The sequence below is a fragment of the Amphritea sp. genome, assembly GCF_050300915.1.
GTDB lineage: Bacteria > Pseudomonadota > Gammaproteobacteria > Pseudomonadales > Balneatricaceae > Amphritea.
This window is the reverse complement of sequence record NZ_JBNKYN010000006.1, coordinates 44470-66805: the sequence shown is the minus strand read 5'-3', so window position 1 is coordinate 66805 and position 22336 is coordinate 44470. Positions and strand designations below refer to the sequence as shown.

The following is a 22336-nucleotide window of genomic DNA, read 5'->3' as shown; positions in this document are numbered from 1 at the left end:
GAGACCGTGATGTTGCAGAAAAAAGTAAGCATTTTTGGGTAGAATAAAGAGTCTCAACGGCTCTGGCTGGTATCAGCTACGGCTCAACAAAGCTACTGCCCGTTGTCGAGTGAGGTTGCCGTGAAGGCGATACTTTAACAATAAGGAAGCTCTTCTGTGACAGTGATTCGAGAGATGGATATTTCCGATTATGATGCGGTTATCAGTCTGTGGGGGCAAACTGAGCATATGTCTCTGCGGGATGCTGATTCGAAATACAGTATTGGCCTATACCTGCAGCGTAATCCGGGATTGAGTTTTGTGGCTTCAGATAGCCGCGGTGTGATTGGTGCTGTTCTGGTAGGTACTGATGGTCGGCGTGGCTATTTACAGCATTTAGCCGTGTCTTCCGAACATCGTGGCCAGGGGATAGGTCGGCAGCTCGTTGCCGCATCGGTTAAAGCGCTGGCCGTGATGGGAATCGCAAAAACACACCTGTTTGTGTCTGGCGAGAATGTTGAGGCACAGAGATTTTATGAACAGTCAGGTTGGTTTTTGCGCAATGATGTTCGTATGTACTCCTTTAATAGTTCAACTAATGACAATGTATAGCAGCGGGTTTAGAGTTGTTTCGAGTGCCAATGTTTCTGTTCAGCTGTGAGCTGATTACGGCAGGAGATTAAATAAAAGGTGTAGCGCAAAACGATGAAACCATTATATCGAATCTACGAGCCATCTGATCTGGGATGCCTGGTGGAACTGATGAAACAGCTGGGTTATGAGCATACGAGGGATTCATTGACAGCCAATGTCCGCAGGGTGAAAACGCGTGAGGGCGAAGTATTTGTGGCTGATGTTAGCGGTAATGTGGTTGGCGCAATTTCCGCCATGCTGGATGTGCGCATGGCAGAAGGTGTGTCAGGTGAAATTGTCAGCCTGGTGATATCTGATCAGGCCCGTGGTCTTGGGTTGGGTAGGGGCTTAGTGTTGATGGCCGAAGCCTGGTTGAAACAGTACACTTCGAATATTCGGATACGGGCCAACGTTATCAGAACAGAGGCCCATGAATTTTATGAGAAGCAGGGCTATAGATTAAAAAAAAGTCAGGCCGTGTTTCAGAAAGAGTTGTAGTCATGCAAGGCAGAGTTTACCGGGAATTTGTATGAGTGATGTCAAATTTACCAAGGATGAGACTGAGCGCATTGTCAGTCATATTAAACGATACTTTAACGATGAACTCGATCAGGAGATCGGTGGTTTTGAAGCTGAGTTCCTGCTGGATTTCTTTGCCAGGGAGATTGGCCCGGCATTTTATAATCGTGGACTGTCAGATGCCCGGGTTCTTTTTGCCGCAAAAGCCGATGAGATCGGTTATCTGGTTGAGGAACTGGAGAAACCAGTAAGTTAATATTCCGGTAGAGTAAGGGCGCTATTCGTCGCGGTAGATAATGGGAAAAAGTTTGCGCTAAAAGAGAGCCAGCCTTTAATCGGTGATTGCTGATCAAAGGCTGGTTTGTCGGGATATATCCCTGCTTTGCGTGTGATGCTCTGCTCGTTATGAGAGCAGGTTAAATAAATCAGCGCACTTTTTCTAACGTAGCGCTTTCTGTATGGCTGAAATCTTTGCCATAAATTTTCAGTTGGGTTGTTTGCGTGTAAGACAGTGTGTCTGCGGCAATATCCAGCGTCATGGAATATGCCTGGCTGGTGGCGTTTTTGCTCATGTATGAGGATTCAGCGATACCTCTTGGGGGGGCTGTTAGTGTCATTTTTGCCGCAGCTTTGCCCTCTGCAACAACACAGACGGCTCTCGGGACGCAGAAGGAGTTATAGACCATCTGGTTCTTTTTGTCGTAAATCAGATAACCCCGCTGGTCATGAAATTTTGCATCGTCCCGCTGTCTGAATACCTCTTGTTTGTAGTAAAGCGCAACCAGCGACTGATCACTGGCATTCACCGCATCTGCGGCGGCTTCAAATGTTCTGACTTCGTAATAGGGTTCTATGGATGTGCCGCCTTCGCCAACGGCTGAACCGGTTCTTCCTGGGGCTACGTCTACGCCGGGATTAACGCTCTTCCATGTACCAATTAACGGTTGCAGTGGCCCAAAGTCAAGGTCCTGAGCGAAAGCGGATGTAGTACAGGACAGTGAAAAAGTGATAGCAGTTAAGGCTATCGCAGGTAGGTGTCTAAACGTTTTCATCGGAGTTTCCATTTCGATGTTGATGGGAAGTATCACCTTTTGCCGCCGCTAAACCTGATTAAAAAAAGCAATCAAAAATGAACTCAGACGTGTAGCGGTAGTCAGTAGGTGAGACCAATGTTAAGTCATTGCGGTTGACGACTATATGGGAGTTACGTCCCTGTGGTTTTTGTAAGTGATTGTTTTTATTGCGTAGGATGTTTGTCACATCGCAAAAACGCTAAAGAATTAAGACTCTCACCCAGAGGGTAGGGATGCTGAGTAGTGGGGACATAATGATAGAGGCTGACAGGTGGAACACCCTTATCCGGGTGTTTTTTGTACTAATTGTTATCACCAGTTTTTCGGATATCGTTGCGGATGTGTTGCAGGGGGCTAATGTCCTGCATATTGTGCAAGAGTCAGTGGTGTTTGTTTTTGCGTTATCTTTGCTGCTGTTGCTGTTTTTGAATACCCGGGCGCATGAGCAGCGCAATGCTCAATTGCTGCTTGAGCTTGAGGAAGCCAGGAGCCATTCGGCCCAGGCATCGAAAGAGCTGATCAATGCCAAGCGGATGTTCGGTGAGGAGATAGCGAAGCAATTTTTAAAATGGGAACTAACCGAAAGCGAGTCCGATATCGCCTTGTTTACCCTTAAAGGGTTTAGCGCCAAAGAGATTGCTGATTTCAGAAATACCTCTGAGAAAACTGTGCGTAATCAGCTCACCAGCGTTTATAAAAAATCCGGGACAACCAGTAAGGTGAGTTTCACCGCCTGGTTTATGGAGGACCTGTGGTAACTGTCAGATCCAGTCTGAATTAGCAGAGGTTATGCTGATGTTTACTGTTCTGAACAGTGCGGTTTATCGGCTGCGGTAATTTTTAGCAGTCATCAATTTAACTCCTTTGTTGATCACCTGAACATCGCGCCGTATCCCTCTTCGCTTAGCACCTGTCGAACCGTTGGCCGGGTTAACAGCGTCTGGTAATAGTGTTTACAGCTCTCGGGCAGCGGCTGATTGATCCGGTCGGCCCAGAACATCACATAAAACAGCGCTGCATCGGCAATCGAGAAACGATCAAACAGTAACTCTCTTCCGGCTAAGACCGGTTCAAGCAGAGCAAACGCGTTAGCGACAATCTCCTCTCCCTGCTGTTTAATGGCATCATACCCGGCACCGTTGTCTAACCCCGGCAGGCTGTATCGGTCAGGGGTGAAAATACGGGTAAAGCCCTGCCCATGAATGGTGTTGACGGCATAGCTCATCCACTCCAGCGTTCTGCATTCCGCTGCGATATCAGTGGGCAGTAATGCTTTTTTGGGGTTCTGCCGGGCGATCCACCAGGCCATCGACTGGACATCAGTCAGCACCAGATTATCATCGGTGATCAACACCGGAATGGTGCCTTTGGGGTTGAGCTGAAGATACTCCGGGGTTTTATTGTCGCCCGCCATGAGATCAACCAGATGAACTTCAAAAATAGCCTCCACCTCTTCCAGTAAAATATGGATCGCCGTGCTGCATGACCCGGGTGTCATATAGAATTTCATCGTCATAGGTTCATTCCCCGATAGACTGAACAGCGTTTAAAGACGTCCAGTGTCGGTGTCAGTTGTTTTTGCTGACAGAACTTGCCTGCCAGTTTGGTTAAGCCTTTTATCTCCCGACCGGTTGCCGTCGGGAAGGTATCCGCCAGTTCGGGAATCAGTTCCGCTTCAACCTGTAGCCCGAACTGCTGCGTCATCACCTGCCAGATCTTGATCCGGTCATCCCGCTCCGGGGGCTGGTAATTGATCATGGCGATACAGCGGGAGATAATTGCTTCATCGATATCATCGATGCGGTTGGTGGTGAGAAACAGCAGACCGTTAAAGTATTCCAGTACCCGCAGAAACACCCCGACCACCGCATTAGATGACAAGCTGTCACTGCGGCGGCGGATATAGACATCGGCTTCGTCGATCAGCATAACGGCCCCCCAGCGCTGGGCGCGGATCAGGGTGTCTTTTAATGTTTTTTCCATCTCTGCGACATTCAGACCCAACTGACCGGAGTGCACCCGATACAGCGGACGTCGGATAATTTCTGAATAGACCTCTGCCGTGAGTGTTTTACCGACCCCTGCGGGGCCTGCACATAACACCGTGGTGCCACCGGATTTACCGGCGATAATGTCATCCATCAGCAGATCCATTTCGGCAGTGAGAATGTCGATCAGGTCGATCTGCTCGGGGGGCAGAACCAACTTATCTTTCAGTTCTGGTTGATACTGATAGGGCGTCATGTTGTCGACATGCACCCAGACATGGTGGTGCAGATCGAGATGGAACATCAACATATAGCCGTGTACCGGCAGTTCGGTGAACAGGCCTTTAGGGATCTCAGCGTTCGACTGCTCGGTTTGTTTTTCCATCTCTTCATTATAACGGCTGCTTTTACCGGCACGGCGAAGAAAGCCGCCGAGAATGTCCCCCGAGGCGTCCAGTGTGAGTACCCGATTGGTGATCATATCCTCATCATTTACCAGCCGAGCCTGGCCACCGCCGGATGACAACACCACCACATTCTTGCGGGTCCAGTCGCTGCTGCGATGGCTGGCAGAGGGGTCTTCGGTATAGATGCCGGTGCCACTGGCAGAGAACTGCTCGCCATAGCGTGCGCGCCAGTTAAAATATCGCTCAACTGATTCATCATAGGCGGCCATCAGCTCCGGGTTCTCTTTGATATAGCCTTTATTCAGAAAAATCTCGCTAATGCTGTGATTGGTCAGATCCCGGGTGCGAATAACTAAGTTCTCAATCGCCACCGTGCCTTTTGAGTTGGCTTTCAACTCAAGCAGAATACGGCCCGATTCCTCTTCACCGGGGGGCGTGTAATCGAGCCGGGTAATCAGGTAGGCCATGGTTTTACCCGCACCGGTGACCCTGAACAACCAGCCTCGCAGCGCATCTTTGATCAGATACCGGGCGATATCCGGCATCAGCCGTTCCAGGTCATCGGGGCCATAGCGGGTCTCATGGTCACTGCGAGAACGCTGTATCGTCTTTAACAGGGCTGCCAGCGGTTGCATCGATGGTCCGGACTGACAATACAAACTGTACAGGTAGTTCAACTGGGCGTCGCTCAATTGGGTGAACGAGACCTCCGCTTTATTACCAAAGCGTAGCTGTTCCTTCAGCGTTCCTAAAACCGGAAACTCGGCCACCATAGCTTCGACGTAACTTTTTCCAATCTGTAGTTTCATTGTTACCTCCGGGGTCTATGGTTAGGTTTTCATGATGGGTTAATTGCTCCTGACAGACGGTGAGCCGTTTTGCCGGTTGTGGATTTTCTATCTGCGTAGCCACTGCGGCGTTAAAAACAGGCTCAAATCGGTCATTTATGAGGTATAAACTCCCTCATTTCGTCCGTTTTTGCCTTGCATTGGCGTCCTCGAAAACGAAAATCAACAGCCTGTCAGGTTAAGCGCTCTGTCGAACTTCCTACTTTCTTTTTAAGTGAGACAGCAAGATAGGTGCCACTAAAAACGGTTGTTAACTTATTGTTTTATATGACAGCAGCCAGCTGAGAAATGTGCTGTTTAAGACAAAGAGGTTGGCTTTTGTGAGCTTGAAGGTGAACCTGTAGGAGCCAGGTAACGATATGCTATGCTGCGTTAGAGTGAAAAATCTTCGATTAACTCATGGGGCTTTGGCTCAGATTATAGCTATGAATTATTTTGCCTACGGATCAAATATGTCGCTGTCACGACTGCGGCAGCGGGTGCCCGGTGCCCGGGTTATCGGCTGTTATTTTCTTGATGGCTATGATCTGCGCTTTCATAAGGCGGGTCAGGATAGTTCTGCAAAGTGTGATCTGTTTTATACCGGCAGTGATGATCGTATTTATGGTGTTGTGTTTGATATACCCCGGTCGGAGAAGCCCGCGCTGGACCGGGCTGAGGGACTTGGAGTTGGCTATGCTGAGAAAGTGGTAACTCTGCAAAATCAACGGGGTGATCGGGTTAGCGCACTAACTTACTTTGCGCTGCAGATCGACCCGTTGCTCAAGCCTTATGACTGGTATGTTAACCATGTGTTGGTTGGTGCCCGGGAAGCGGGGTTACCCTCTGAATATACAGACCGGATCGGGCAGGTTGAAACTGTTCCGGATGCAGATATTGATCGGGACGCCCGTGAGAGGGCGCTGCATATCAGGGCCCAGGGCTGAATGTTGTTAAAAGAGATATTGGTTGAGCAAAAGTGAGAGAAAAGCATGTCGCATAAATTCGATTCATGGTTTAAGCATAATATTGAACGTATTCACTACCGGGCGGAGGCTGCGGCAACTGGCGCAAATGGTCTTAATGTAGTGATATGGCCAACCTTTGCCGGACTGACTGAGTTTGAAAAAGGGTTTGCTGATGCCGTTGCCGCGCTGGGTGTTACCGCAACGGCGGTCGATCTCTATGGTCAGGGACAAAACCCGGAGGATCTGGATGCCCGAAGGGAGAAGATGGGGCTGCTGCTGTCCGAACCGCAACCGTTGCATCGTTTGCAACGGGAACTGACCGATTCAGTCTGCCGTGCCGATACGGATAAGTTGATTGTGCATGTGGGGTTCTGCATGGGCGAGCGTCTGGCGATTGAGGCGGGCCTGCATCTGGCCGATAGTGTTGGAGCCGTCAGTTTTCATGGGCTGATGAGTTTTTATCGGGCTGAATCAGCTGAACGGGCAAACCGGAAAACAAAAATTCTGGTGCTCAACGGTCACAGCGATCCGCTGATTAGTGATGAAGATGCTGTGGCAGCGAAACAGTACTGGACCGCACTGGGTATCGATTGGCAGTTTATTGATTTCGGTGGAACGGTTCACTCCTTTATGTTACCCAGCGCGAATGCGCCGGAGCGGGGTAGTCAGTATAACCCGGTTGTTGCCAGACGCAGCTTTCAGTATCTTGCTGATTTTCTCAACGAGTTGCAGACGGCTTAAGTGCGCCGTCTGTCAGTCTGTTAAATACCATCTTCATCCCGTTTAAGGCGATTGTGTTTGTTAAGCCTGACGGGTCTTGATGACACAGTTTATCTGATGATTCGTGCAGTGATTTTCTGCGATACCGGTGCTGCAAAAAATGAGATGGTTCCTGCCGCAGGCCACGCGAGGATGAATGCATGTAACCAGGAGTAGACAAATGTATTACTCATTCCCAGGTTGATATAGGTAATCCAGAGCGTCATCAGTGATGACAGAAAAAATGACATGATGATGCTGAACAAGATTCTATGTTTCATGGTGCTGTCTCATAAGTTCAAAAACGCGATGAAGGCTAATATATTCAATTGCATTTATGGAAGATAGGGTGTTTTATGGTTATTTAAATTCCATATATGGCATCAATAGATGATTGACGATATCGCCCTGTTTGTCTCGGTGGTCAAGGCTGGCAGCCTGAAACGCGCTGCGACGTCTATGAATATTCCCCCCTCAACGGTGAGCCGACGGCTGAAAGGGTTGGAGCGTGCACTGGGCTGTCTGCTGTTAAGCCGGAATAGTCATAGTTTCCGGCTGACCAGCGAAGGTGAGAAGCTATTTGACCGGGCCTCCTTTCATGTTGATTGCTTCGCTGCGATCGTCCATGAGATGCAGAATGATATATCCGGGTTACAGGGCAGTATCCGGGTGCTGGCCCCCACAAATCTGACCAACAATTTATTACACGTTGCTTTTGCACAGTATCTGCAACTAAATCCACAAGTTGATTTAGAGATGGAGTTGAGCAATGAGCTGGCACAGTTTTCATCTTCAAGGGCTGATTTTGCTATCCGGGTTGGCCCGCAGGCAGACTCAGAGTTGTCTCAGGTAAAGCTAGGCTCAATAAACACCCTGCTGGTTGCCAGTCCCGGCTATGTTCACACCCATAACCAGCCTCGTAAACCTGAAGAGCTGGCACAGCATCATCTGATCGTCGCCCGGCCGTTATCGACATGGAGTTTTTATCCCGCGGATGACCGCGGCCTGGACAGTACTGAGAAAAGTGCGGTGAGCATCTCTCTGGCAACCCACCGACAACGCCTGGTGGTGAACGATTTAGATGTGGCAAAACAGTTTTGCCTGGCGGGACTGGGTATTGCATTATTACCGGAGACGGTGGTTAAAGATCAACTTAGCCGGGCTCAGTTGGTCCCGGTTTTATCAGGCTGGCAGGGGAAACGACGAGATGTCTATGCGATCTGGTACCGCCGTCAGCTATTGACCCGCAGAGCCTCAGATCTGATCGATTATCTTAAAGTTCATAGTGGTCTTTCGTAACAAGCGCAGTCGATTAACAGGAGAGGAGTGATGATCAGAGGCAGCTGTCTTTGTGGCAAAGTAAAGTATGAGATTAGCGGTCAGCCGGGAGCGATTGTTCATTGTCATTGCCAAACCTGTCGTAAGGCCCATGGAAGTGCTTTTTCCAGTGTTGCTGCAGTTCAGGATAGCAATTTTCATCTGCAGGGTGGCGCACTGTTGAAATCCTTTGAGTCCTCCCCTGGCAAACACCGTTTTTTCTGTTCTGAGTGTGGTACACAGGTCTACGCCAAGCGGGATAACACCCCGCATATTATTTTGCGTCTGGGGTCCCTTGATGATGATCCGCAGGTTGCGGAGGAGAAGCATATCTGGGTATCGCAGAAGGCTCCCTGGTATGCCATTCACAATGCATTGCCTGAACATGATGAGTCCTAATGATCTCTAAGGCGGTTAGGCCGGTATCGTCTGATTGACTCAGAACTCTGTTCAGGCTTTTGACAGTAACGTGGCGCAAATTGGTAGGAGGTTGTTGATCCTGAAGCTAATATTTTAGTTTCACGGACACTGCTTCATCTCCACGCCGGGGATCAACCCTTTACCCGGACACAATCTGGAATTGAAATTCCTGCAGCTATTATTTGGTTAAAAACCCCTGCCCATGATCTGGTTCACCGCTATGGTGACGCCGTGGAACAACGCCATCTGCCAGAGTAAAACCTCAGCTAAGTGTGCGCTTAGGTTTTGCTGTAGATTAACTAAACCTGAGTAACTATCTAATTTCAGGTGTGTTTCTGGTGTTATTTTATTGACCTGAGGTCTTGTGAATTATCGTGTTGACGTTAAAATGAACTCCACTCTAACAGGGCGCAACAGGGAATTTTGCAAATGTCAGATCAATTTAAAGTTGTCTTCAGCGGGACGATTGCTGAAGGGTTCGAACCTGAAATGGTAATCTCTGCATTTGCCGAAAAATTCAGATGCAGCGAAGCGAAGGCGCGTGGTCTGGTTCTGTCCGGCAAAGAAACGGTTATAAAAAGCGATCTGGATAAAGCTAAGGCCGAGAAGTATCGGTCAGTGCTCGTTGCTATGGGGCTTGAGGTTGAGCTGGTAGCACAGCAACCCGTCGTTAAACCCGCGATGGCGTTTGAGCTGGAGGGGGATGACTCTGCCAGCGACACAGATGTCTCTTCCCCGGTGGCTAATTCGCAATCCTGCCCTAAATGCGGCTCTAAACAGGTCGCCGATGACCGCTGCTTAGACTGCAAAATTGTTATCTCCAAGTACCTGGCAATTCAGGAGAGCGGTCAGGCATTTACCGCAGCACCCGTTGCCGCGCCTGAGTCTTCAGATAATGACTCTGCTACGGTCTCAGAAAACTCATCTTCAGCTGCATTTGATTACCATCCGGCTGCTTCGAATGGTAATCCCTATCAGGCCCCAGAAGCCGATCTGAGCCAGGAGTATGAAGAGGGTGAACTGGACGGGCCATTCTCAGTGCCCGCTGGTCATGGCTTGAATTGGCTAACTGGCGGGTTTAATCACTTCAGGCAAAATCCGGTTGCCTGGATTGTTGCGATAGTTATCTGGATAGTTCTCTCTACGGTGTTAAGTCTGATCCCGTTTGTTGGGTCACTCGCAATCACGCTGCTCTCCCCGGTGGTAACCGCAGGTTTTATGCTGGGGTGTCAGGCGCAGGAGGAGGGCGGCGATTTTCGTATCGGGCATCTGTTCAGTGGTTTTAGTAGTAATGTTGGTCAGCTGATTCTGGTAGGTTTGCTGTATCTGGTATCTATGGTCGTCACGGTAGTTGCGATCATGCTGCTTGTGGGTGGCTCTGTGTTCATGATGGGCGGGGGAAGCCCGGATAGTATGGGGGCTGGAATGTTACTGCCAGCGCTTATCGGTTTGCTGTTTGTGGTGCCCATTATAATGGCTTACTGGTTTGCACCCGCTTTAGTGGCGCTGAATGGTATTCCCGCAGTCACCGCTATGAAGATGAGTTTCAGTGCCTGTTTAAAAAATATGCTGCCAGGTTTGGTGTATTCCCTTTTGGCGACAGTTCTGATTTTCGTGGGTGCAATCCCCCTGGGCCTGGGACTGCTGGTGGTTATACCAATGATATCGGCTTCGATGTATACCTCATATCGGGATATTTTCTACAGCTAAGGCTGTATTTTCCCGATGACAGAACAGGATAAAACCTTTCTGACAGATACCGTCAGACGTCACGAAACCCCCGAAGGCATCCTGCTTGAGCTACGGCTGGCGGGGCCTGTGGTGCGTGCTTGTGCCTGGAGCCTCGATATGCTGATCCGGGCAGTACTGTATGCACTGGTTTCCGGTGTTTTTGCCTTCTTTGGTGGCGTCGGCACTTCCGTGATGTTGATCATGTTTTTCCTGATTGAGTGGTTTTATCCGGTTGTCTTCGAACTGTATAACGGCGCTTCGCCCGGAAAAAAAACGATGGGGCTGGTGGTTATTCAGGATAACGGTACGCCGGTGACGTTCTCCTCCTCATTTATTCGCAATCTTCTCCGGGCTGCTGACTTTCTGCCTTTTCTTTATGCCGCAGGCCTGCTGTCGATGTTGATGAACCGAAACTTTCAGCGCCTGGGTGATCTGGCTGCGGGCACGCTGGTTGTCTATCGGGAAACGGATCTGGTTCGGGTTAAGCTGGCGGAGATCGTGGCTATTCGTCCTCCGGTTGATCTGAGTGTGGATGAGCAGCGTGAGCTGATCCGCTTTGCCGAGCGTTGTCCGCAGCTGAGTCAGGAACGCCAGGTTGAGCTGGCAACCTCGCTCTATCCTGTGACCGGTAAACGGGGGGCTGCAGCGGTCAACGAGATTCTAGGATATGCGGCCTGGCTGACCCGGGGGAATCGATGAAGCAGGAGCAGTTTGAACAGCGTTATCAGCCGTTGTGGCAACGTTTGGATCAACAGTTGGCACAGCTAGAAACGTTTCGGCTGCGTCGGGCGGCAGATGAGTTACCGGCCGATCTGCCGCAACTCTATCGTCAGCTATGTAATCACTATGCACTTTCCCGGACGCGTCGCTACAGTCCTCAACTGGTTGAGTTTCTGCACCGGCTGGTGCTGCGTGGTCATCAGCAACTGTACACCCGTCGTGGTGCCTGGCTGTGGCGGCTGATGATCTTTATTGCCAGAGACTTTCCGGCCTGTCTGCGCCACAATATTCGCTATTTCTGGGTGGCACTGGCTCTGTTTCTGCTGCCTGCACTACTGGTAGGGGGGTATTGTCTGGTCGATGACTCCTTTATTCATAGCCTGATGAGCGATGCTGAAGTCAGTAATATGGAGGAGATGTACCGGCCGGATAATGCCCGCCCCGGGCGAACTCTGGAACGCAGTGCCGACTCTGATTTCGCCATGTTTGGTTACTATATCTATAACAATATCGGTATCGGTTTTCGCACCTTTGCGATGGGTGTTCTGGCTGGGGTTGGTACCGTTTTTACACTGCTATATAACGGCATCGTCATTGGTGGAGTGGCGGGCTATCTGTCGGGGCTGGGTTACATCGAAACCTTCTGGCCTTTTGTTTGTGGCCATTCGGCGCTGGAGCTGACCGCGATTGTGATCAGTGGTGCTGCCGGCCTGATGATCGGGCGAGGGGTGATCAGCCCCGGCCGCTTCAGTCGCCTGGATGCGATTAAATTTCAGGCAGGTAAAGCGGTTCCGCTGGTGATGGGAGCGGGGCTGATGTTACTCGGGGCCGCCTTTATCGAGGCGTTCTGGTCTGCCAGTAGCCTGCCAAACACAGTCAAATATGTCGCGGCTATCATCCTCTGGGTGCTTATGATTCTCTATTTTATCTTCGCGGGCAGGGGGACGGGTGGAACTCGATAAACTCGAAATATCCCTGCGCCGACGCACTCCCTGGGAAGCGATAGACCTCGGGTTTGCCCTGGCCAGACGCTGGTTTATGCCACTCTGGTTGCTCTGGCTTAGTATTGCTGTGCCTATGGGGCTGGTTTTGTTTTTCCTCCTATATGATGAACTCGGCTGGCTGATGCTGATTATCTGGTGGTTTAAACCGCTGTACGAGCCGCCGTTGATGTTCTGGTTAAGCCGGGCAGTGTTTGGTGAGCAGCTGCCGGTGAAATCGGTGTTACGGCAGTGGTGGTCAGTGGTCCGGCCGCAGTTGCTGATTAACCTTACCTTGCGTCGTTTCAACCCCTCCCGGTCCTTTGCGCTGCCGGTGGCTTTGCTGGAACAGCTGCGGGGAACTGCGCGCCGCGATCGTTTGCGGGTGCTGGGACGCAACCAGAGTGCGGCTGCCTGGCTGACGGTAATCGGTATCCATCTTGAGTCAGTGCTGGAGATGGCATTTATCGCGGTTGTTTTCATGCTGATCCCGGAAGACCTGCGCTGGACCAGTTTCGGTGATCTGTTTATGGCACCGGGAAAGGTGGGGGACTGGTTACAGTTTGCCGGAGGCTTACTCTGTATGTCGATTATTGCGCCGTTCTATGTGGCCGCCGGGTTTACCCTCTATCTCAATCGTCGAAGTGAGCTGGAAGCCTGGGATATCGAGATCAATTTCCGGCGCACCAGTGAACGCTATAAGGCCGAATCTTCCCGTCGTTCCGGTGGCGCTGTTGCAGCAGTGGTGCTGGCGGCTGTTTTGGCGTTCGTTGTGCCGCTGATCAGTACACCAGTGGATGCGGCTCAGCAAGTGAGCGCCCGGGAGGCTAAGCCGCTGATCGACAAAGTGCTGGCGGATGAAGCCTTTGGTCGTTATGAACAGACGCATACCTGGCAATATGTTGGCTCTGAATCGGAAAACAGCAATAACTGGTTTATTCGCTGGCTCGAAGATTTACTCAGAGGGATGGATACTACGGCGGCTGATAACACGCATAAATCAGCTATCAGTCTGATAGAGCTGGGTAAAATTCTGGTCTGGATTATCGGTATTTCGCTGGTTGTTTTTCTGATCTATCAGATTATCAACAATAGTCAGTGGTTCAGAGATTTTCAGGGCCGCAGGGTGCGTAAGGAAAAGCACAAACCGATTGAACTGTTTGGTCTGGACTTGCGCCCTGAGCAGTTGCCGGATGACCCCGCCGCAGAAGCGCGGCGACTGGTCGCGCAAGGCGCTTTCCGGGAGGCGTTGAGCCTGCTTTATCGGGGCGCGTTGGTCTATCTGGTGACTCAGGAGCATATAGAGATACCCGACAGTGCGACCGAGGGAGAGTGTGAGCGCCTGGTCAGAAGCAACCGCAGTACCGCTGAAGCGGACTATTTTAATACCCTGACGAATCACTGGTTGCGGATGGCCTATGGGCATATCGTTCCGGCGGAAGAGCCTGTTGTTTTGCTATGTCAGCGGTGGCAGGAGGTATACGGCAATGTCGAGCACTAACCGTGTTCTGCTCTGGCTGTTGGCTGGTTTACTCCTGATCGGCGGCATCTGGTATACCCAGTGGTTTTTTAAGAACTTCGAAAAAGTGACTGAGGAGCACCGGGTCGATATCTCACCTGCCGCGACGCGAAACCGTTTTCTCGCCGCGGAACGTTTTTTGACAACGTTGGGGTATGAGGCGGAAAGCTTTCGTGCCCGGAACCTTATTGCCATGCTGCCACCCACCAGTGATGCGCTACTGGTTCGCCGTATGCCGCCAGAGATGAGTGATCAGCAGATTGACACCCTGGACAAGTGGGTTGAGGCCGGTGGCGTGCTGATTCTGGCACCGCAGTATTTCTATGAAGACGATGAGACCAATAATCCGTTTCTGGATTACCTGGGGGTGCGGATGCTGAGTCCTGAAGCCGTGGATGAGGAACCGGCTGAAAGCGATTCAACCCAGAATGCTGCTGTCGATGCGGCCGAAAGTTCGGTTTACCGGCAGGTTAAGCTCTCGCTGGCGAGTGAGCCGGAGCCAGTGACTGTCAGCTTTCGTCGAGACCGTGTTCTGGACGACAGCGAGGAATGGTCTTCTGAAACGTTTGGCTCTGAACAGGGCGCAAACTATCTCAAGTTAGCCTTTGGTCAGGGGCGTGTGCTGGTGCTGAGTGATCTGGATCTGTTCACCAATGACCGGATTAACAAAGATGACAATGCCTTTCTGCTGAGCCATCTGGTTGGTGGGAGTCGCAAGATCTGGTTGCAGTACAGTATTGATTCAGTGCCTCTGCCGCAGCTTTTATGGCAGAAAATTCCATTTATTGTTTCTGTCGTGGTGGTGCTCTGTTTGTTGATGGGGTGGCGCTTATTTCTTTATACCGGCCCCCGTTTGCGGCTGCAAAATGTGCAACGGCGTAATCTGTTAGAGCACATCGATGCTACGGCCAGTTATGCCTGGCGTATCGACCGGGGGGCTAGCCTGTTTGAGAATAACCGTAAAGCGCTGGAGCAGGCGTGGCGCAAGCGTCATCCGGCGCTCAATCCGATGGATAATAGCCAGCGGGCTGAATGGATCGGTGAGAAAACCGGTATGGCGGCGACAGCTGTTGAACGCAGTCTCTACCATGAGATTAAAAAAGATCAGGATTTTATTAAAGCAACGCTGGTACTGCAGCAGCTGGCCAGTAGCTTAAAACAGCGGGAGTTAAGATGAACGAATCGCAGGGACAGGATCAGCTGTCAGACAAAGTGCTGCGCAAACTCGGGCAGCTGGAGCAGGAGATCGGCAAGGCGGTGATTGGTCAGCGTCAGGTGATCCGGGATACCACCATTGCACTGTTGGCGGGTGGCCATGTGCTGGTGGAAGGGGTTCCAGGGTTGGGTAAAACGCTGCTGGTTCGCAGTCTTGCTGCCGCCGTGGGGGGCGTGTTCAACCGGGTGCAGTTTACCCCGGATCTGATGCCCAGTGATATCAGCGGGCACATTATGTTTGACCGTAAAACAGACTCTTTCCGGGTGCGTAAGGGGCCGGTGTTCTGTAACTTCCTGCTGGCGGATGAGATCAACCGCGCCCCGGCGAAAACCCAGTCGGCGCTGCTGGAAGTGATGCAGGAACAGCAGGTGACTATCGAAGGGCAGACGTACGAACTACAGCTGCCATTTCTGGCGCTGGCAACGCAGAACCCGATTGAACAGGAGGGCACCTATCCCTTACCACAGGCCCAGCTTGACCGTTTTCTGCTGAAGGTCTACATCGATTATCCGAGCGTTGATGAAGAGCTGCAGATGGTGAAACAGATCACCTCAGGCTCGGTGGCTGATAAACTGGATGTGACGTCCATACAAGAGGTGCTGAAGCCTGAAGAGATTCTCAGTCTGCAGCGCTATACCTCAAAACTGGAGGTTGATGAGCAGATTGTTGCCTATGCGGTGAATATCGTCAGGGCAACCCGTGACTGGAGCGGTATCGAGACCGGCAGTGGTCCCCGGGGCAGTATTGCACTGCTGCGTGCCGGCCGTGCTAATGCGGTGCTGTCTGGGCGGCGCTTTGTCACTCCCGATGATATTAAAGCCGTGGCCCCTGCGGTATTACGTCACCGGGTTAAACTCAGTGCTGATCTTGAGATTGAAGGTTATCAGCCGGACGATGTACTGAAAGATATTCTCAGCAACGTGCAGGCTCCCCGGGTATGATTCCATCCCGTCGATCAGTACTACTGGTCAGCGTTATTCTGCTGCTCGCACTGCTGGCTGCCTTCTGGCCGTCACTGGAGCTACTGCGTGATCTGGCGGCCGCAGCGGGTGCCGGGGCTCTGTTGCTGGACTTTTTATTGCATCGTCGGGAACCGGTTGCTGAAGTAAGCCGTGAGCTGCGTGGCAGTATTCCTGTGGGCGTCTGGAGTGATGTCAAACTACAGGTGACCAATCACACCGGCCGCTCTCAGTGGCTGACACTGCATGATCATCATCCATCTGAATACGCGGTTGAAGGGTTGCCGCTGCAACTCAGCTTAGCCGCAGAGCGCACTGCCAGAGCGACCTATCGAATTCGACCGGACCACCGCGGTGATGGCTCGTTTGGCGGAGTCGATCTGGTGAGTGTGTCACCGTTCGGGTTATGGCAACGGAAGCAGTTCGTTGCCCTGGCTGAAACGGTGAAGGTATATCCCAATTTTCGTGCTGTCAGTCAGTATACGTTACTGGCCACCGATAACCAGCTCAGTCAGCTGGGTATCAAGCATCAGTTACGCCGGGGCGAGGGTAATGATTTTCATCAGTTACGTGAATATCGTGCCGGTGACTCGTTACGCCAGATCGACTGGAAAGCCACCTCACGTTATCACAAGCTGATCTCCCGGGAGTATCAGGATGAGCGGGATCAGCAAATACTGTTTCTGCTGGACTGTGGCCGACGGATGCGTCACCGGGAAGCCGATGGCGGCCATCTGGATCAGGCATTGAACTCGATGTTGCTGCTTGCCTATGTGGCGGCGGAGCAGGGGGATGCGGTTGGCTTTCATACCTTTGGCGGGGTGCAACGCTGGTTTCCACCGATGAAAGGCACCGCAGTAGTGCGGCAGATGATTGCTAACACCTACGATATAGAGGCGACTCTGGAAGCGGCGGACTATCTCGAAGCGGCCCGTGAGTTAATGCCTTTGCAGCGGCGTCGGGCACTGATTGTACTGGTAACGAATACCCGCGATGAAGACAGTGAAGATCTGGTTACCGCGGTGCGGTTGTTGTCCCGCCGTCATCTGGTTGTGGTGGCCGATCTGCGGGAGCAGATTCTCGACACTACACAGGCACACCGGGTATCAGATTTCGACACCGCTCTGCGCTTTCATGGTGTTCAGGAATATCTGGAAAGCCGCGCCCAGAACCATGAAAAACTGCGCCATCAGGGCGCAATGCCGATGGATCTGCTGGCCAGGCAGCTGCCGGTCGCGCTGGTTAATCAGTACTTAACCGTTAAGGCATCGGGGCGGTTGTAAGGTTTTTTACCCTAAAATGTATGGGTAATTCAGCTACCAGACACCTGATATTATCTTGAAAAACCAGCGAGCGAGAAACGGATATTTTGATGCGGCTGACCAGTAATAGTTTCGACACTGTCTGATCAGGGTATTTTTTGTTGCCAGCATCCGGTAATCGAAGTCAGTAAAAAATAAAACGTTTCTGGCTCGTTTAGCCAATTGGGTTTCAACAGAAAGATCGTTTTTCATCAGCGCTTTTGCAAGGGTTATTCCGTCCCAGATTGCCAGATTTAAGCCTTGCCCCCCGACCGGTGACTGAACATGCGCAGCATCGCCAATCAGCCAGAAGCATTTTACTCTGGGGCTTAATACCCGGCGTAGTGAAACTTTGAATGACCGTTCATATTTGATTTTAGCGTCGTTAAAGTGCTCTTTCAGTCGCACACCAGCGCCGGGGGCGTTAAGAATCCCTTGCACCGTTCCTAACGCGGGTTGAGAAAGAAATAACCCGACGCCATCGGATTGAAGGTGTAGTTTTGCCTGAAGTGAAGAGGGCCATTGATGCGTATTTATTTCAGCGACGGACCACTGTTCGGGGTATTCTCTGCCCTTGAAGGGGAGTTCCAACGCACGACGTACTCTACTGTGGGCACCATCAGCACCGATCACCCACTTAAACTCACCGAGTTCTTCTGTGTTGCACTCATTCCTGATTAACCTGACGGTGGCGGTATCGCTGTTTTTAATAATCGAAACGAACTGAATGCCATATTCGACCTGCACTCCCATCTCTGCAAGACGGTGTTCTAATATTTTCTCGAGTTCGCCCTGAGGGAACAGATGGGCTGGTTGTTTACCCTTAATAGCGGGAACACTTACATTCGAAATAAGTTTAGCATCATCGTAGAAAGCAAAATTACTCATGGGAATCGTGTCGGCAATCGAACGTGGGGATATTTGAAATTTATCTAACTGGTTCCAGACCCCCTGTGCAATTCCAGTCGCTTTTTCAATCATCAATCTGCCGGGACGTTGATCTATCAAGCGAACTTTGAACCCATGATCTATGCATTCAAGTGCAAACGCTAATCCACTGGCTCCTGCGCCAATGACTAATATTGCTTCATTATCATCATTCATACACTGCATCCTTGTTGTGTTTCTGAGTGACCTGAAATTTACTTAGATCGTTGCTTCCTGCGATAAGAATATAACGTATTTTAAGTAACGTTTATCTGTTTTGTTTGCTTACGCCGAAACAGGTTCAGCTGTGACAGAATCATCCCTGCCAGCATCAGACTGCAGCCGATCATGGCGCGATGGCTGAAGTCTTCTTCCAGTAACCACCAACCGCCGATGGCGGCAAAGACCGCCTCAAGACTCATAATGATCGCCGCATGGGAGGCGGGTGCATCCCGTTGCGCCACTACCTGAAGGGTGTAGGCGACACCAACAGAAAGCAGACCTGCGTAAGCAATCGGTTGCCATGCCAGGGTGATATTTGACAGGGTCAGGCTGTCCTGTTCAAAGATCAGGGCAACGATAAAACTCAGCAGGGCGCAGATCATAAACTGGATTATTGCCAGTCTCAGGTTGTCCAGCTGACTGGCTAAACGACCGATGACCACCACATGGGCAGCCCAGAAGAAGGCACTGCCGAGCACCAGCAGATCACCACTATTGATGGTGAAATTGGCACCTGAGTTGGTAGTAACAGTAAGCAAGTAGAGCCCGATAACCGCCAGCAGGCCTCCCAGCCAGGTGTTCAGGCGGGTGATCTGGCCCAGCAGCAACCCCAGAAGTGGCACGATAATGATGTAGAGTCCGGTGATAAACCCGGCATTGCCTGCGGAGGTCCAGAGCAGACCCGCTTGTTGTAACGATGCCCCGAGAAAGAGAATAACACCCGCCGAGATACTGCCCCGGAGCATCGCCCTGGGTTCTGTTGCCCCCGCTTTTGGACGAAATAGCAGTAACAGTGGCAGCAGCGAAACCGCTCCCAGCAGGAAGCGGCAGCCATTAAACCCGAACGGCCCCAGGTGGTCCATGCCCAGACGCTGAGCGACGAAGGCAAAGCCCCAGATTGCAGCGACCAGCAGCAGGGTCAGGTCGGCGCGGATATTGCGGGTTTCCATCAATGGAACCTCTTAAAACAGAAAAAGAGCGGTTATTGTAGATGGCTGCTCTTTTTACGCAATGGGACGCTGCGAAAATTGATTATATGGGCTAAACGATCAGACGGCTGCTGCGGCATCCAGCTGATTAAATGCCCGGCGTCCCAGTGTAAAGGCTTGACGGTTGAGCTCGGTCAGGGCCTCCCCTTTACGTTGAAAACGGGCTAGCAGAGCCTGTTCCAGGGTTTCCGGCGGAAACGGCAGATGGTCGGCAATCGCTCCCAGCATAATTGAGTTAACCAGCCGCCGGTCACCCAGTTCTATTGCGGCGTCACCTGCATTGAAATGATGCAGCTCTACTGAGCTGTCTGCTAACTGGCTGAGAGGATTTTCAGGATAGTCATACAGGCCGATAGAGACGACCGGAGGTATGAGTGGATAGTCATTCACCATAACCACTGCGCCGGGTTTCAGGTGGCTGTGCCAGCGCAACGCTTCTGCGGGTTCAAACGCGATCATCATATCCGCATCGCCGGGTCTGATGGCCGGTGACAACACTTTTTTACCGAAGCGTACATGCGAAGTCACCACGCCGCCCCGTTGCGCCATCCCTGCTACCTCGGTTTTTTTGACGTCATATCCCAGTGCCAGTGCGGCCTGAGCCAGTACATCGGCGGCGGTCATCACCCCCTGTCCGCCGATTCCCACGACCAGAATATTGGTGACGGTGTCGCTGTTCAGTTCGACTGTATTTTTCTGGGATCTCATTATTTCACCTCCACGGCATTGATCTTGTTGACATTGAAGGCCGCTACGATGGCGTTGGGTGCACAGGTATTAGTACAGAGGTCACAGCCGGTACAGGCCGCCGTGTCAATATTTACGAAGGTGAGCTCTTTCTCTCTGCCATTGGGCTTGATAACGGTCTCTCTGCGGCTGACCAGAATCGCGGGGCAACCGACATCGAGGCAGTTGCTGCAGCCGGTACATTTGTCTTCCTCTACTTTGAGAGGCGGCAGCTTACTGTAGCGCTCTGTCAGTACACAGGGCTGATTGGTGATAATCACTGACGGCTCTTTAATCTTCACCTCTTCACGCAGTGCTTTGAACAGGGTCGGAAGCTCGTAAGGATTGACCTCGTGAATTCGTTCCGGCTTCACTCCCAGGGCTTCGCACAGCTTGCGGAAGTCGATCTGCAGGGTTGGCTCTCCGTGAATATTTAAACCGGAGGAGGGGGCGTTCTGCCCACCGGTCATCCCCACCGCGCGGTTATCCAGCAGCAGTATGGTGACATTACCTTTGTTGTAGGTGATATCCAGTAAACCCTGCATCCCCATATGCATAAAGGTTGAATCGCCAATCACGGCCAGAACGTTTTTATTCTGATCTGCCTCACTGCGTCCCTTATCGATACCCTGCGCCACACTCAGGGATGCCCCCATGCTGATGGTGGTATCCAGCGCATTCCAGGGGTGTCCGGCCCCGAGGGTATAACAACCAATATCTCCGGCAATAATAGTGTTTTTGATATGGGAGAGGCAGTAGTAGATACCCAGATGGGGACAGGCAACGCAGAGGGTCGGTGGCCGGGGAAACAGCTCCTCGGCCGCGATTTGTTTATCTTCACAGGGCTTGCCCGATAGTTTATCGATGCAGGGGGTCAGCACCTGAGGCGACAGTTCGCCTATCCTGGGGAGAATATCTTTGCCATAAAGGCTGATCCCTGCGGCGCGAAGTTCGGTCTCAAGCAGCGGCTCAACCTCTTCCACAACCACCAGTTGATCGATGGTTGCCGAAAACTCTCGGATTTTTTCGATGGGGGCCGGATGACTGAAACCGAGTTTCAATACCGGCGCCTCAGGGTAGGCCTCTTTCACATGGAAATAGGCTGCCCCGGAGGCAACAAAGCCTATTGAGTTATCATGGCCGGTTTCAATGCGGTTAAGCGGATGAGTCTCGCTGACCTCTTTAAGTGTCAGGTCGCGGGCCATCATCAGCGGAATCCGTTTGCGGGCATTGCCGGGCACCATGACATAACGAGCCGGGTCTTTGGTAAAGTTTTTGCGTTGATAGGTTTCGGCCGGGCTGCACACGACCACCCCTTTAACATGGCAGATCCGGGTGGTCAGACGCACCATCACCGGCACATCATATTGCTCAGACAGGCCAAACGCCAGCCGGGTCATCTCATAGGCTTCCTGGGCGTCCGCAGGCTCCAGTACGGGGATATGGGCAAAGCGGCCCCAGTAGCGGGAATCCTGTTCATTCTGCGAAGATGACAGACCAACATCATCCGCCACCACGAGCACCAGACCACCGACTGCGCCGATCAGGGTCTGCGTCATCAGCGCATCAGAGGCGACATTTACCCCGACATGTTTCATCGCACACAGCGCCCGGCTACCTGCCAGGGAGGCACCGATAGCCACTTCAAGCGAGACCTTCTCATTGATCGACCATTCGGTATAGATCTCCGGGTAGGCGGCGATAAACTCGAGAATCTCGGTGGAGGGGGTGCCCGGGTAAGCAGAGGCAACTGTGCAACCGGCATCTCGTGCCGCTTGCGCAACGGCTTCGTTACCGGAAATAAACTGACGCTGATCCTGTTGGGAGAGGTGGGGTGCGTTCAAGAAAGGCTCCTTACAGCTTTAGACCTGATAGTTTTTTTGGTTATTTTGGTTTAAAAGTGAATCATAAAAGAGAGATTTTAAAACGAAGCCCGCCAATGCCAGGCTGACCTGAGTCAAGGATAGCCGAATACCCGTGGTCAAATGGTCGTATATGGCCTGGATGGGGGATAGCAGCGGCGCTGTCAAGCCGTTGCTAGTGGTTAGACGTGGCTTCGCCACTTGCCAGGAAAAGCCCTCTTTATTGAGGATAGAGGGGATTTAGGGAATAGATGCTTTGTAAGAAGGTTGTTGATTGGGCAGAGGTGGATAATC

The 22336-nt window shown here is 51.6% G+C and carries 23 protein-coding genes; 15 read left to right on the top strand and 8 right to left on the bottom strand.

The window, feature by feature from the left end:
• The first annotated feature begins 156 nt into the window (after nt 1-156).
• The 3 genes from ACQY8X_RS02940 (at nt 157) to ACQY8X_RS02930 (ending at nt 1387) form a co-directional block, all read left to right on the top strand.
• The gene (locus ACQY8X_RS02940) at nt 157-591 is read left to right on the top strand and encodes a GNAT family N-acetyltransferase (RefSeq protein ID WP_428033645.1); all 435 of its coding nucleotides are present in this window, start codon (nt 157-159) and stop codon (nt 589-591) included.
• Nucleotides 592-684: 93 nt separating this feature from the next.
• Nucleotides 685-1110, top strand: coding sequence for a GNAT family N-acetyltransferase (locus tag ACQY8X_RS02935; RefSeq protein ID WP_428033644.1), 426 nt, complete (start codon nt 685-687; stop codon nt 1108-1110).
• Between the two features lie 31 nt (nt 1111-1141).
• On the top strand, nt 1142-1387 hold the full coding sequence (locus ACQY8X_RS02930) for a DUF2164 domain-containing protein (protein WP_428033643.1): 246 nt from the start codon (nt 1142-1144) through the stop codon (nt 1385-1387).
• A gap of 169 nt (nt 1388-1556) precedes the next feature.
• Here ACQY8X_RS02930 and ACQY8X_RS02925 read toward each other — a convergent pair whose 3' ends face one another.
• Entirely contained in the window at nt 1557-2183 is a 627-nt protein-coding gene (locus ACQY8X_RS02925; RefSeq protein ID WP_428033642.1) for a heme-binding beta-barrel domain-containing protein, read from the bottom strand.
• Between the two features lie 275 nt (nt 2184-2458).
• Here ACQY8X_RS02925 and ACQY8X_RS02920 point away from each other — a divergent pair, with 275 nt between their 5' ends.
• A complete protein-coding gene (locus ACQY8X_RS02920; RefSeq protein ID WP_428033641.1) occupies nt 2459-2962 on the top strand; it encodes a helix-turn-helix transcriptional regulator in 504 nt (167 codons plus the stop codon).
• A 113-nt stretch (nt 2963-3075) separates the two neighbouring features.
• Here the strand turns inward: ACQY8X_RS02920 and ACQY8X_RS02915 are convergent, their stop codons facing one another.
• Both ACQY8X_RS02915 and ACQY8X_RS02910 read right to left on the bottom strand, forming a co-directional pair.
• The gene (locus ACQY8X_RS02915; RefSeq protein ID WP_428033640.1) at nt 3076-3720 is read right to left on the bottom strand and encodes a glutathione S-transferase family protein; all 645 of its coding nucleotides are present in this window, start codon (nt 3718-3720) and stop codon (nt 3076-3078) included.
• A complete protein-coding gene (locus tag ACQY8X_RS02910; protein ID WP_428033639.1) occupies nt 3717-5408 on the bottom strand; it encodes an AAA family ATPase in 1692 nt (563 codons plus the stop codon). The genes ACQY8X_RS02915 and ACQY8X_RS02910 overlap by 4 nt, the downstream gene beginning before the upstream one ends.
• Nucleotides 5409-5806: 398 nt before the next feature.
• Between ACQY8X_RS02910 and ACQY8X_RS02905 the strand changes: the two genes are divergently transcribed.
• Complete coding sequence (locus tag ACQY8X_RS02905; RefSeq protein WP_428033638.1) at nt 5807-6373, top strand: gamma-glutamylcyclotransferase family protein; 567 nt, start codon at nt 5807-5809, stop codon at nt 6371-6373.
• Nucleotides 6374-6418: 45 nt separating this feature from the next.
• On the top strand, nt 6419-7135 hold the full coding sequence (locus ACQY8X_RS02900; protein ID WP_428033637.1) for a dienelactone hydrolase family protein: 717 nt from the start codon (nt 6419-6421) through the stop codon (nt 7133-7135).
• Nucleotides 7136-7224: 89 nt separating this feature from the next.
• Here the strand turns inward: ACQY8X_RS02900 and ACQY8X_RS02895 are convergent, their stop codons facing one another.
• Complete coding sequence (locus ACQY8X_RS02895) at nt 7225-7434, bottom strand: DUF2798 domain-containing protein (RefSeq protein ID WP_428033636.1); 210 nt, start codon at nt 7432-7434, stop codon at nt 7225-7227.
• Nucleotides 7435-7543: 109 nt separating this feature from the next.
• On the opposite strand from ACQY8X_RS02895, the gene ACQY8X_RS02890 reads away from it, so the two are divergent.
• From ACQY8X_RS02890 to ACQY8X_RS02850, 9 genes are all read left to right on the top strand, one after another.
• Nucleotides 7544-8452 carry a LysR family transcriptional regulator gene (locus tag ACQY8X_RS02890; RefSeq protein WP_428033635.1) on the top strand — a complete coding sequence of 303 codons (909 nt, stop codon included), beginning with the start codon at nt 7544-7546 and terminating at the stop codon, nt 8450-8452.
• Nucleotides 8453-8482: 30 nt separating this feature from the next.
• Nucleotides 8483-8869: a GFA family protein gene (locus tag ACQY8X_RS02885; RefSeq protein ID WP_428033634.1), complete on the top strand. Its 387-nt coding sequence runs from the start codon at nt 8483-8485 to the stop codon at nt 8867-8869.
• A 450-nt stretch (nt 8870-9319) separates the two neighbouring features.
• The gene (locus ACQY8X_RS02880) at nt 9320-10600 is read left to right on the top strand and encodes a BPSS1780 family membrane protein (protein ID WP_428033633.1); all 1281 of its coding nucleotides are present in this window, start codon (nt 9320-9322) and stop codon (nt 10598-10600) included.
• A gap of 15 nt (nt 10601-10615) precedes the next feature.
• Entirely contained in the window at nt 10616-11320 is a 705-nt protein-coding gene (locus tag ACQY8X_RS02875) for an RDD family protein (RefSeq protein ID WP_428033632.1), read from the top strand.
• Nucleotides 11317-12303 (top strand): stage II sporulation protein M, encoded by a 987-nt coding sequence (locus ACQY8X_RS02870; protein ID WP_428033631.1) that lies wholly within the window; start codon nt 11317-11319, stop codon nt 12301-12303. The genes ACQY8X_RS02875 and ACQY8X_RS02870 overlap by 4 nt, the downstream gene beginning before the upstream one ends.
• On the top strand, nt 12290-13822 hold the full coding sequence (locus ACQY8X_RS02865; protein WP_428033630.1) for a hypothetical protein: 1533 nt from the start codon (nt 12290-12292) through the stop codon (nt 13820-13822). The genes ACQY8X_RS02870 and ACQY8X_RS02865 overlap by 14 nt, the downstream gene beginning before the upstream one ends.
• Entirely contained in the window at nt 13809-15017 is a 1209-nt protein-coding gene (locus ACQY8X_RS02860; RefSeq protein ID WP_428033629.1) for a DUF4350 domain-containing protein, read from the top strand. The genes ACQY8X_RS02865 and ACQY8X_RS02860 overlap by 14 nt, the downstream gene beginning before the upstream one ends.
• The gene (locus ACQY8X_RS02855) at nt 15014-15997 is read left to right on the top strand and encodes an AAA family ATPase (RefSeq protein WP_428033628.1); all 984 of its coding nucleotides are present in this window, start codon (nt 15014-15016) and stop codon (nt 15995-15997) included. Before ACQY8X_RS02860 ends, ACQY8X_RS02855 begins: the two co-directional genes overlap by 4 nt.
• The gene (locus tag ACQY8X_RS02850) at nt 15994-17298 is read left to right on the top strand and encodes a DUF58 domain-containing protein (protein ID WP_428033627.1); all 1305 of its coding nucleotides are present in this window, start codon (nt 15994-15996) and stop codon (nt 17296-17298) included. The genes ACQY8X_RS02855 and ACQY8X_RS02850 overlap by 4 nt, the downstream gene beginning before the upstream one ends.
• Before the next feature lie 33 nt (nt 17299-17331).
• Here ACQY8X_RS02850 and ACQY8X_RS02845 read toward each other — a convergent pair whose 3' ends face one another.
• The 4 genes from ACQY8X_RS02845 to ACQY8X_RS02830 all read right to left on the bottom strand — a co-directional run bounded on the left by ACQY8X_RS02845 (nt 17332) and on the right by ACQY8X_RS02830 (nt 22024).
• Nucleotides 17332-18420, bottom strand: coding sequence for an FAD-dependent oxidoreductase (locus tag ACQY8X_RS02845; RefSeq protein WP_428033626.1), 1089 nt, complete (start codon nt 18418-18420; stop codon nt 17332-17334).
• An 80-nt stretch (nt 18421-18500) separates the two neighbouring features.
• A complete protein-coding gene (locus tag ACQY8X_RS02840; RefSeq protein WP_428033625.1) occupies nt 18501-19415 on the bottom strand; it encodes a DMT family transporter in 915 nt (304 codons plus the stop codon).
• A gap of 99 nt (nt 19416-19514) precedes the next feature.
• On the bottom strand, nt 19515-20162 hold the full coding sequence (locus ACQY8X_RS02835; protein ID WP_428033624.1) for an indolepyruvate oxidoreductase subunit beta: 648 nt from the start codon (nt 20160-20162) through the stop codon (nt 19515-19517).
• Entirely contained in the window at nt 20162-22024 is a 1863-nt protein-coding gene (locus ACQY8X_RS02830; protein ID WP_428033623.1) for a thiamine pyrophosphate-dependent enzyme, read from the bottom strand. The genes ACQY8X_RS02835 and ACQY8X_RS02830 overlap by 1 nt, the downstream gene beginning before the upstream one ends.
• Nucleotides 22025-22336 lie beyond the last annotated feature (312 nt).

What these genes read in the sequence shown, in the direction of transcription:
- ACQY8X_RS02905 (WP_428033638.1), top strand. Translation starts at nt 5,807, where the DNA reads ATGCTATGCTGCGTTAGAGTGAAAAATCTTCGATTAACTCATGGGGCT.
- ACQY8X_RS02875 (WP_428033632.1), top strand. Translation starts at nt 10,616, where the DNA reads ATGACAGAACAGGATAAAACCTTTCTGACAGATACCGTCAGACGTCAC.
- ACQY8X_RS02930 (WP_428033643.1), top strand. Translation starts at nt 1,142, where the DNA reads ATGAGTGATGTCAAATTTACCAAGGATGAGACTGAGCGCATTGTCAGT.
- ACQY8X_RS02845 (WP_428033626.1), bottom strand. Translation starts at nt 18,420, where the DNA reads ATGAATGATGATAATGAAGCAATATTAGTCATTGGCGCAGGAGCCAGT.
- ACQY8X_RS02920 (WP_428033641.1), top strand. Translation starts at nt 2,459, where the DNA reads ATGATAGAGGCTGACAGGTGGAACACCCTTATCCGGGTGTTTTTTGTA.
- ACQY8X_RS02900 (WP_428033637.1), top strand. Translation starts at nt 6,419, where the DNA reads ATGTCGCATAAATTCGATTCATGGTTTAAGCATAATATTGAACGTATT.
- ACQY8X_RS02860 (WP_428033629.1), top strand. Translation starts at nt 13,809, where the DNA reads ATGTCGAGCACTAACCGTGTTCTGCTCTGGCTGTTGGCTGGTTTACTC.
- ACQY8X_RS02895 (WP_428033636.1), bottom strand. Translation starts at nt 7,434, where the DNA reads ATGAAACATAGAATCTTGTTCAGCATCATCATGTCATTTTTTCTGTCA.
- ACQY8X_RS02885 (WP_428033634.1), top strand. Translation starts at nt 8,483, where the DNA reads ATGATCAGAGGCAGCTGTCTTTGTGGCAAAGTAAAGTATGAGATTAGC.
- ACQY8X_RS02870 (WP_428033631.1), top strand. Translation starts at nt 11,317, where the DNA reads ATGAAGCAGGAGCAGTTTGAACAGCGTTATCAGCCGTTGTGGCAACGT.
- ACQY8X_RS02925 (WP_428033642.1), bottom strand. Translation starts at nt 2,183, where the DNA reads ATGAAAACGTTTAGACACCTACCTGCGATAGCCTTAACTGCTATCACT.
- ACQY8X_RS02835 (WP_428033624.1), bottom strand. Translation starts at nt 20,162, where the DNA reads ATGAGATCCCAGAAAAATACAGTCGAACTGAACAGCGACACCGTCACC.
- ACQY8X_RS02915 (WP_428033640.1), bottom strand. Translation starts at nt 3,720, where the DNA reads ATGACGATGAAATTCTATATGACACCCGGGTCATGCAGCACGGCGATC.
- ACQY8X_RS02935 (WP_428033644.1), top strand. Translation starts at nt 685, where the DNA reads ATGAAACCATTATATCGAATCTACGAGCCATCTGATCTGGGATGCCTG.
- ACQY8X_RS02880 (WP_428033633.1), top strand. Translation starts at nt 9,320, where the DNA reads ATGTCAGATCAATTTAAAGTTGTCTTCAGCGGGACGATTGCTGAAGGG.
- ACQY8X_RS02890 (WP_428033635.1), top strand. Translation starts at nt 7,544, where the DNA reads ATGATTGACGATATCGCCCTGTTTGTCTCGGTGGTCAAGGCTGGCAGC.
- ACQY8X_RS02850 (WP_428033627.1), top strand. Translation starts at nt 15,994, where the DNA reads ATGATTCCATCCCGTCGATCAGTACTACTGGTCAGCGTTATTCTGCTG.
- ACQY8X_RS02855 (WP_428033628.1), top strand. Translation starts at nt 15,014, where the DNA reads ATGAACGAATCGCAGGGACAGGATCAGCTGTCAGACAAAGTGCTGCGC.
- ACQY8X_RS02840 (WP_428033625.1), bottom strand. Translation starts at nt 19,415, where the DNA reads ATGGAAACCCGCAATATCCGCGCCGACCTGACCCTGCTGCTGGTCGCT.
- ACQY8X_RS02910 (WP_428033639.1), bottom strand. Translation starts at nt 5,408, where the DNA reads ATGAAACTACAGATTGGAAAAAGTTACGTCGAAGCTATGGTGGCCGAG.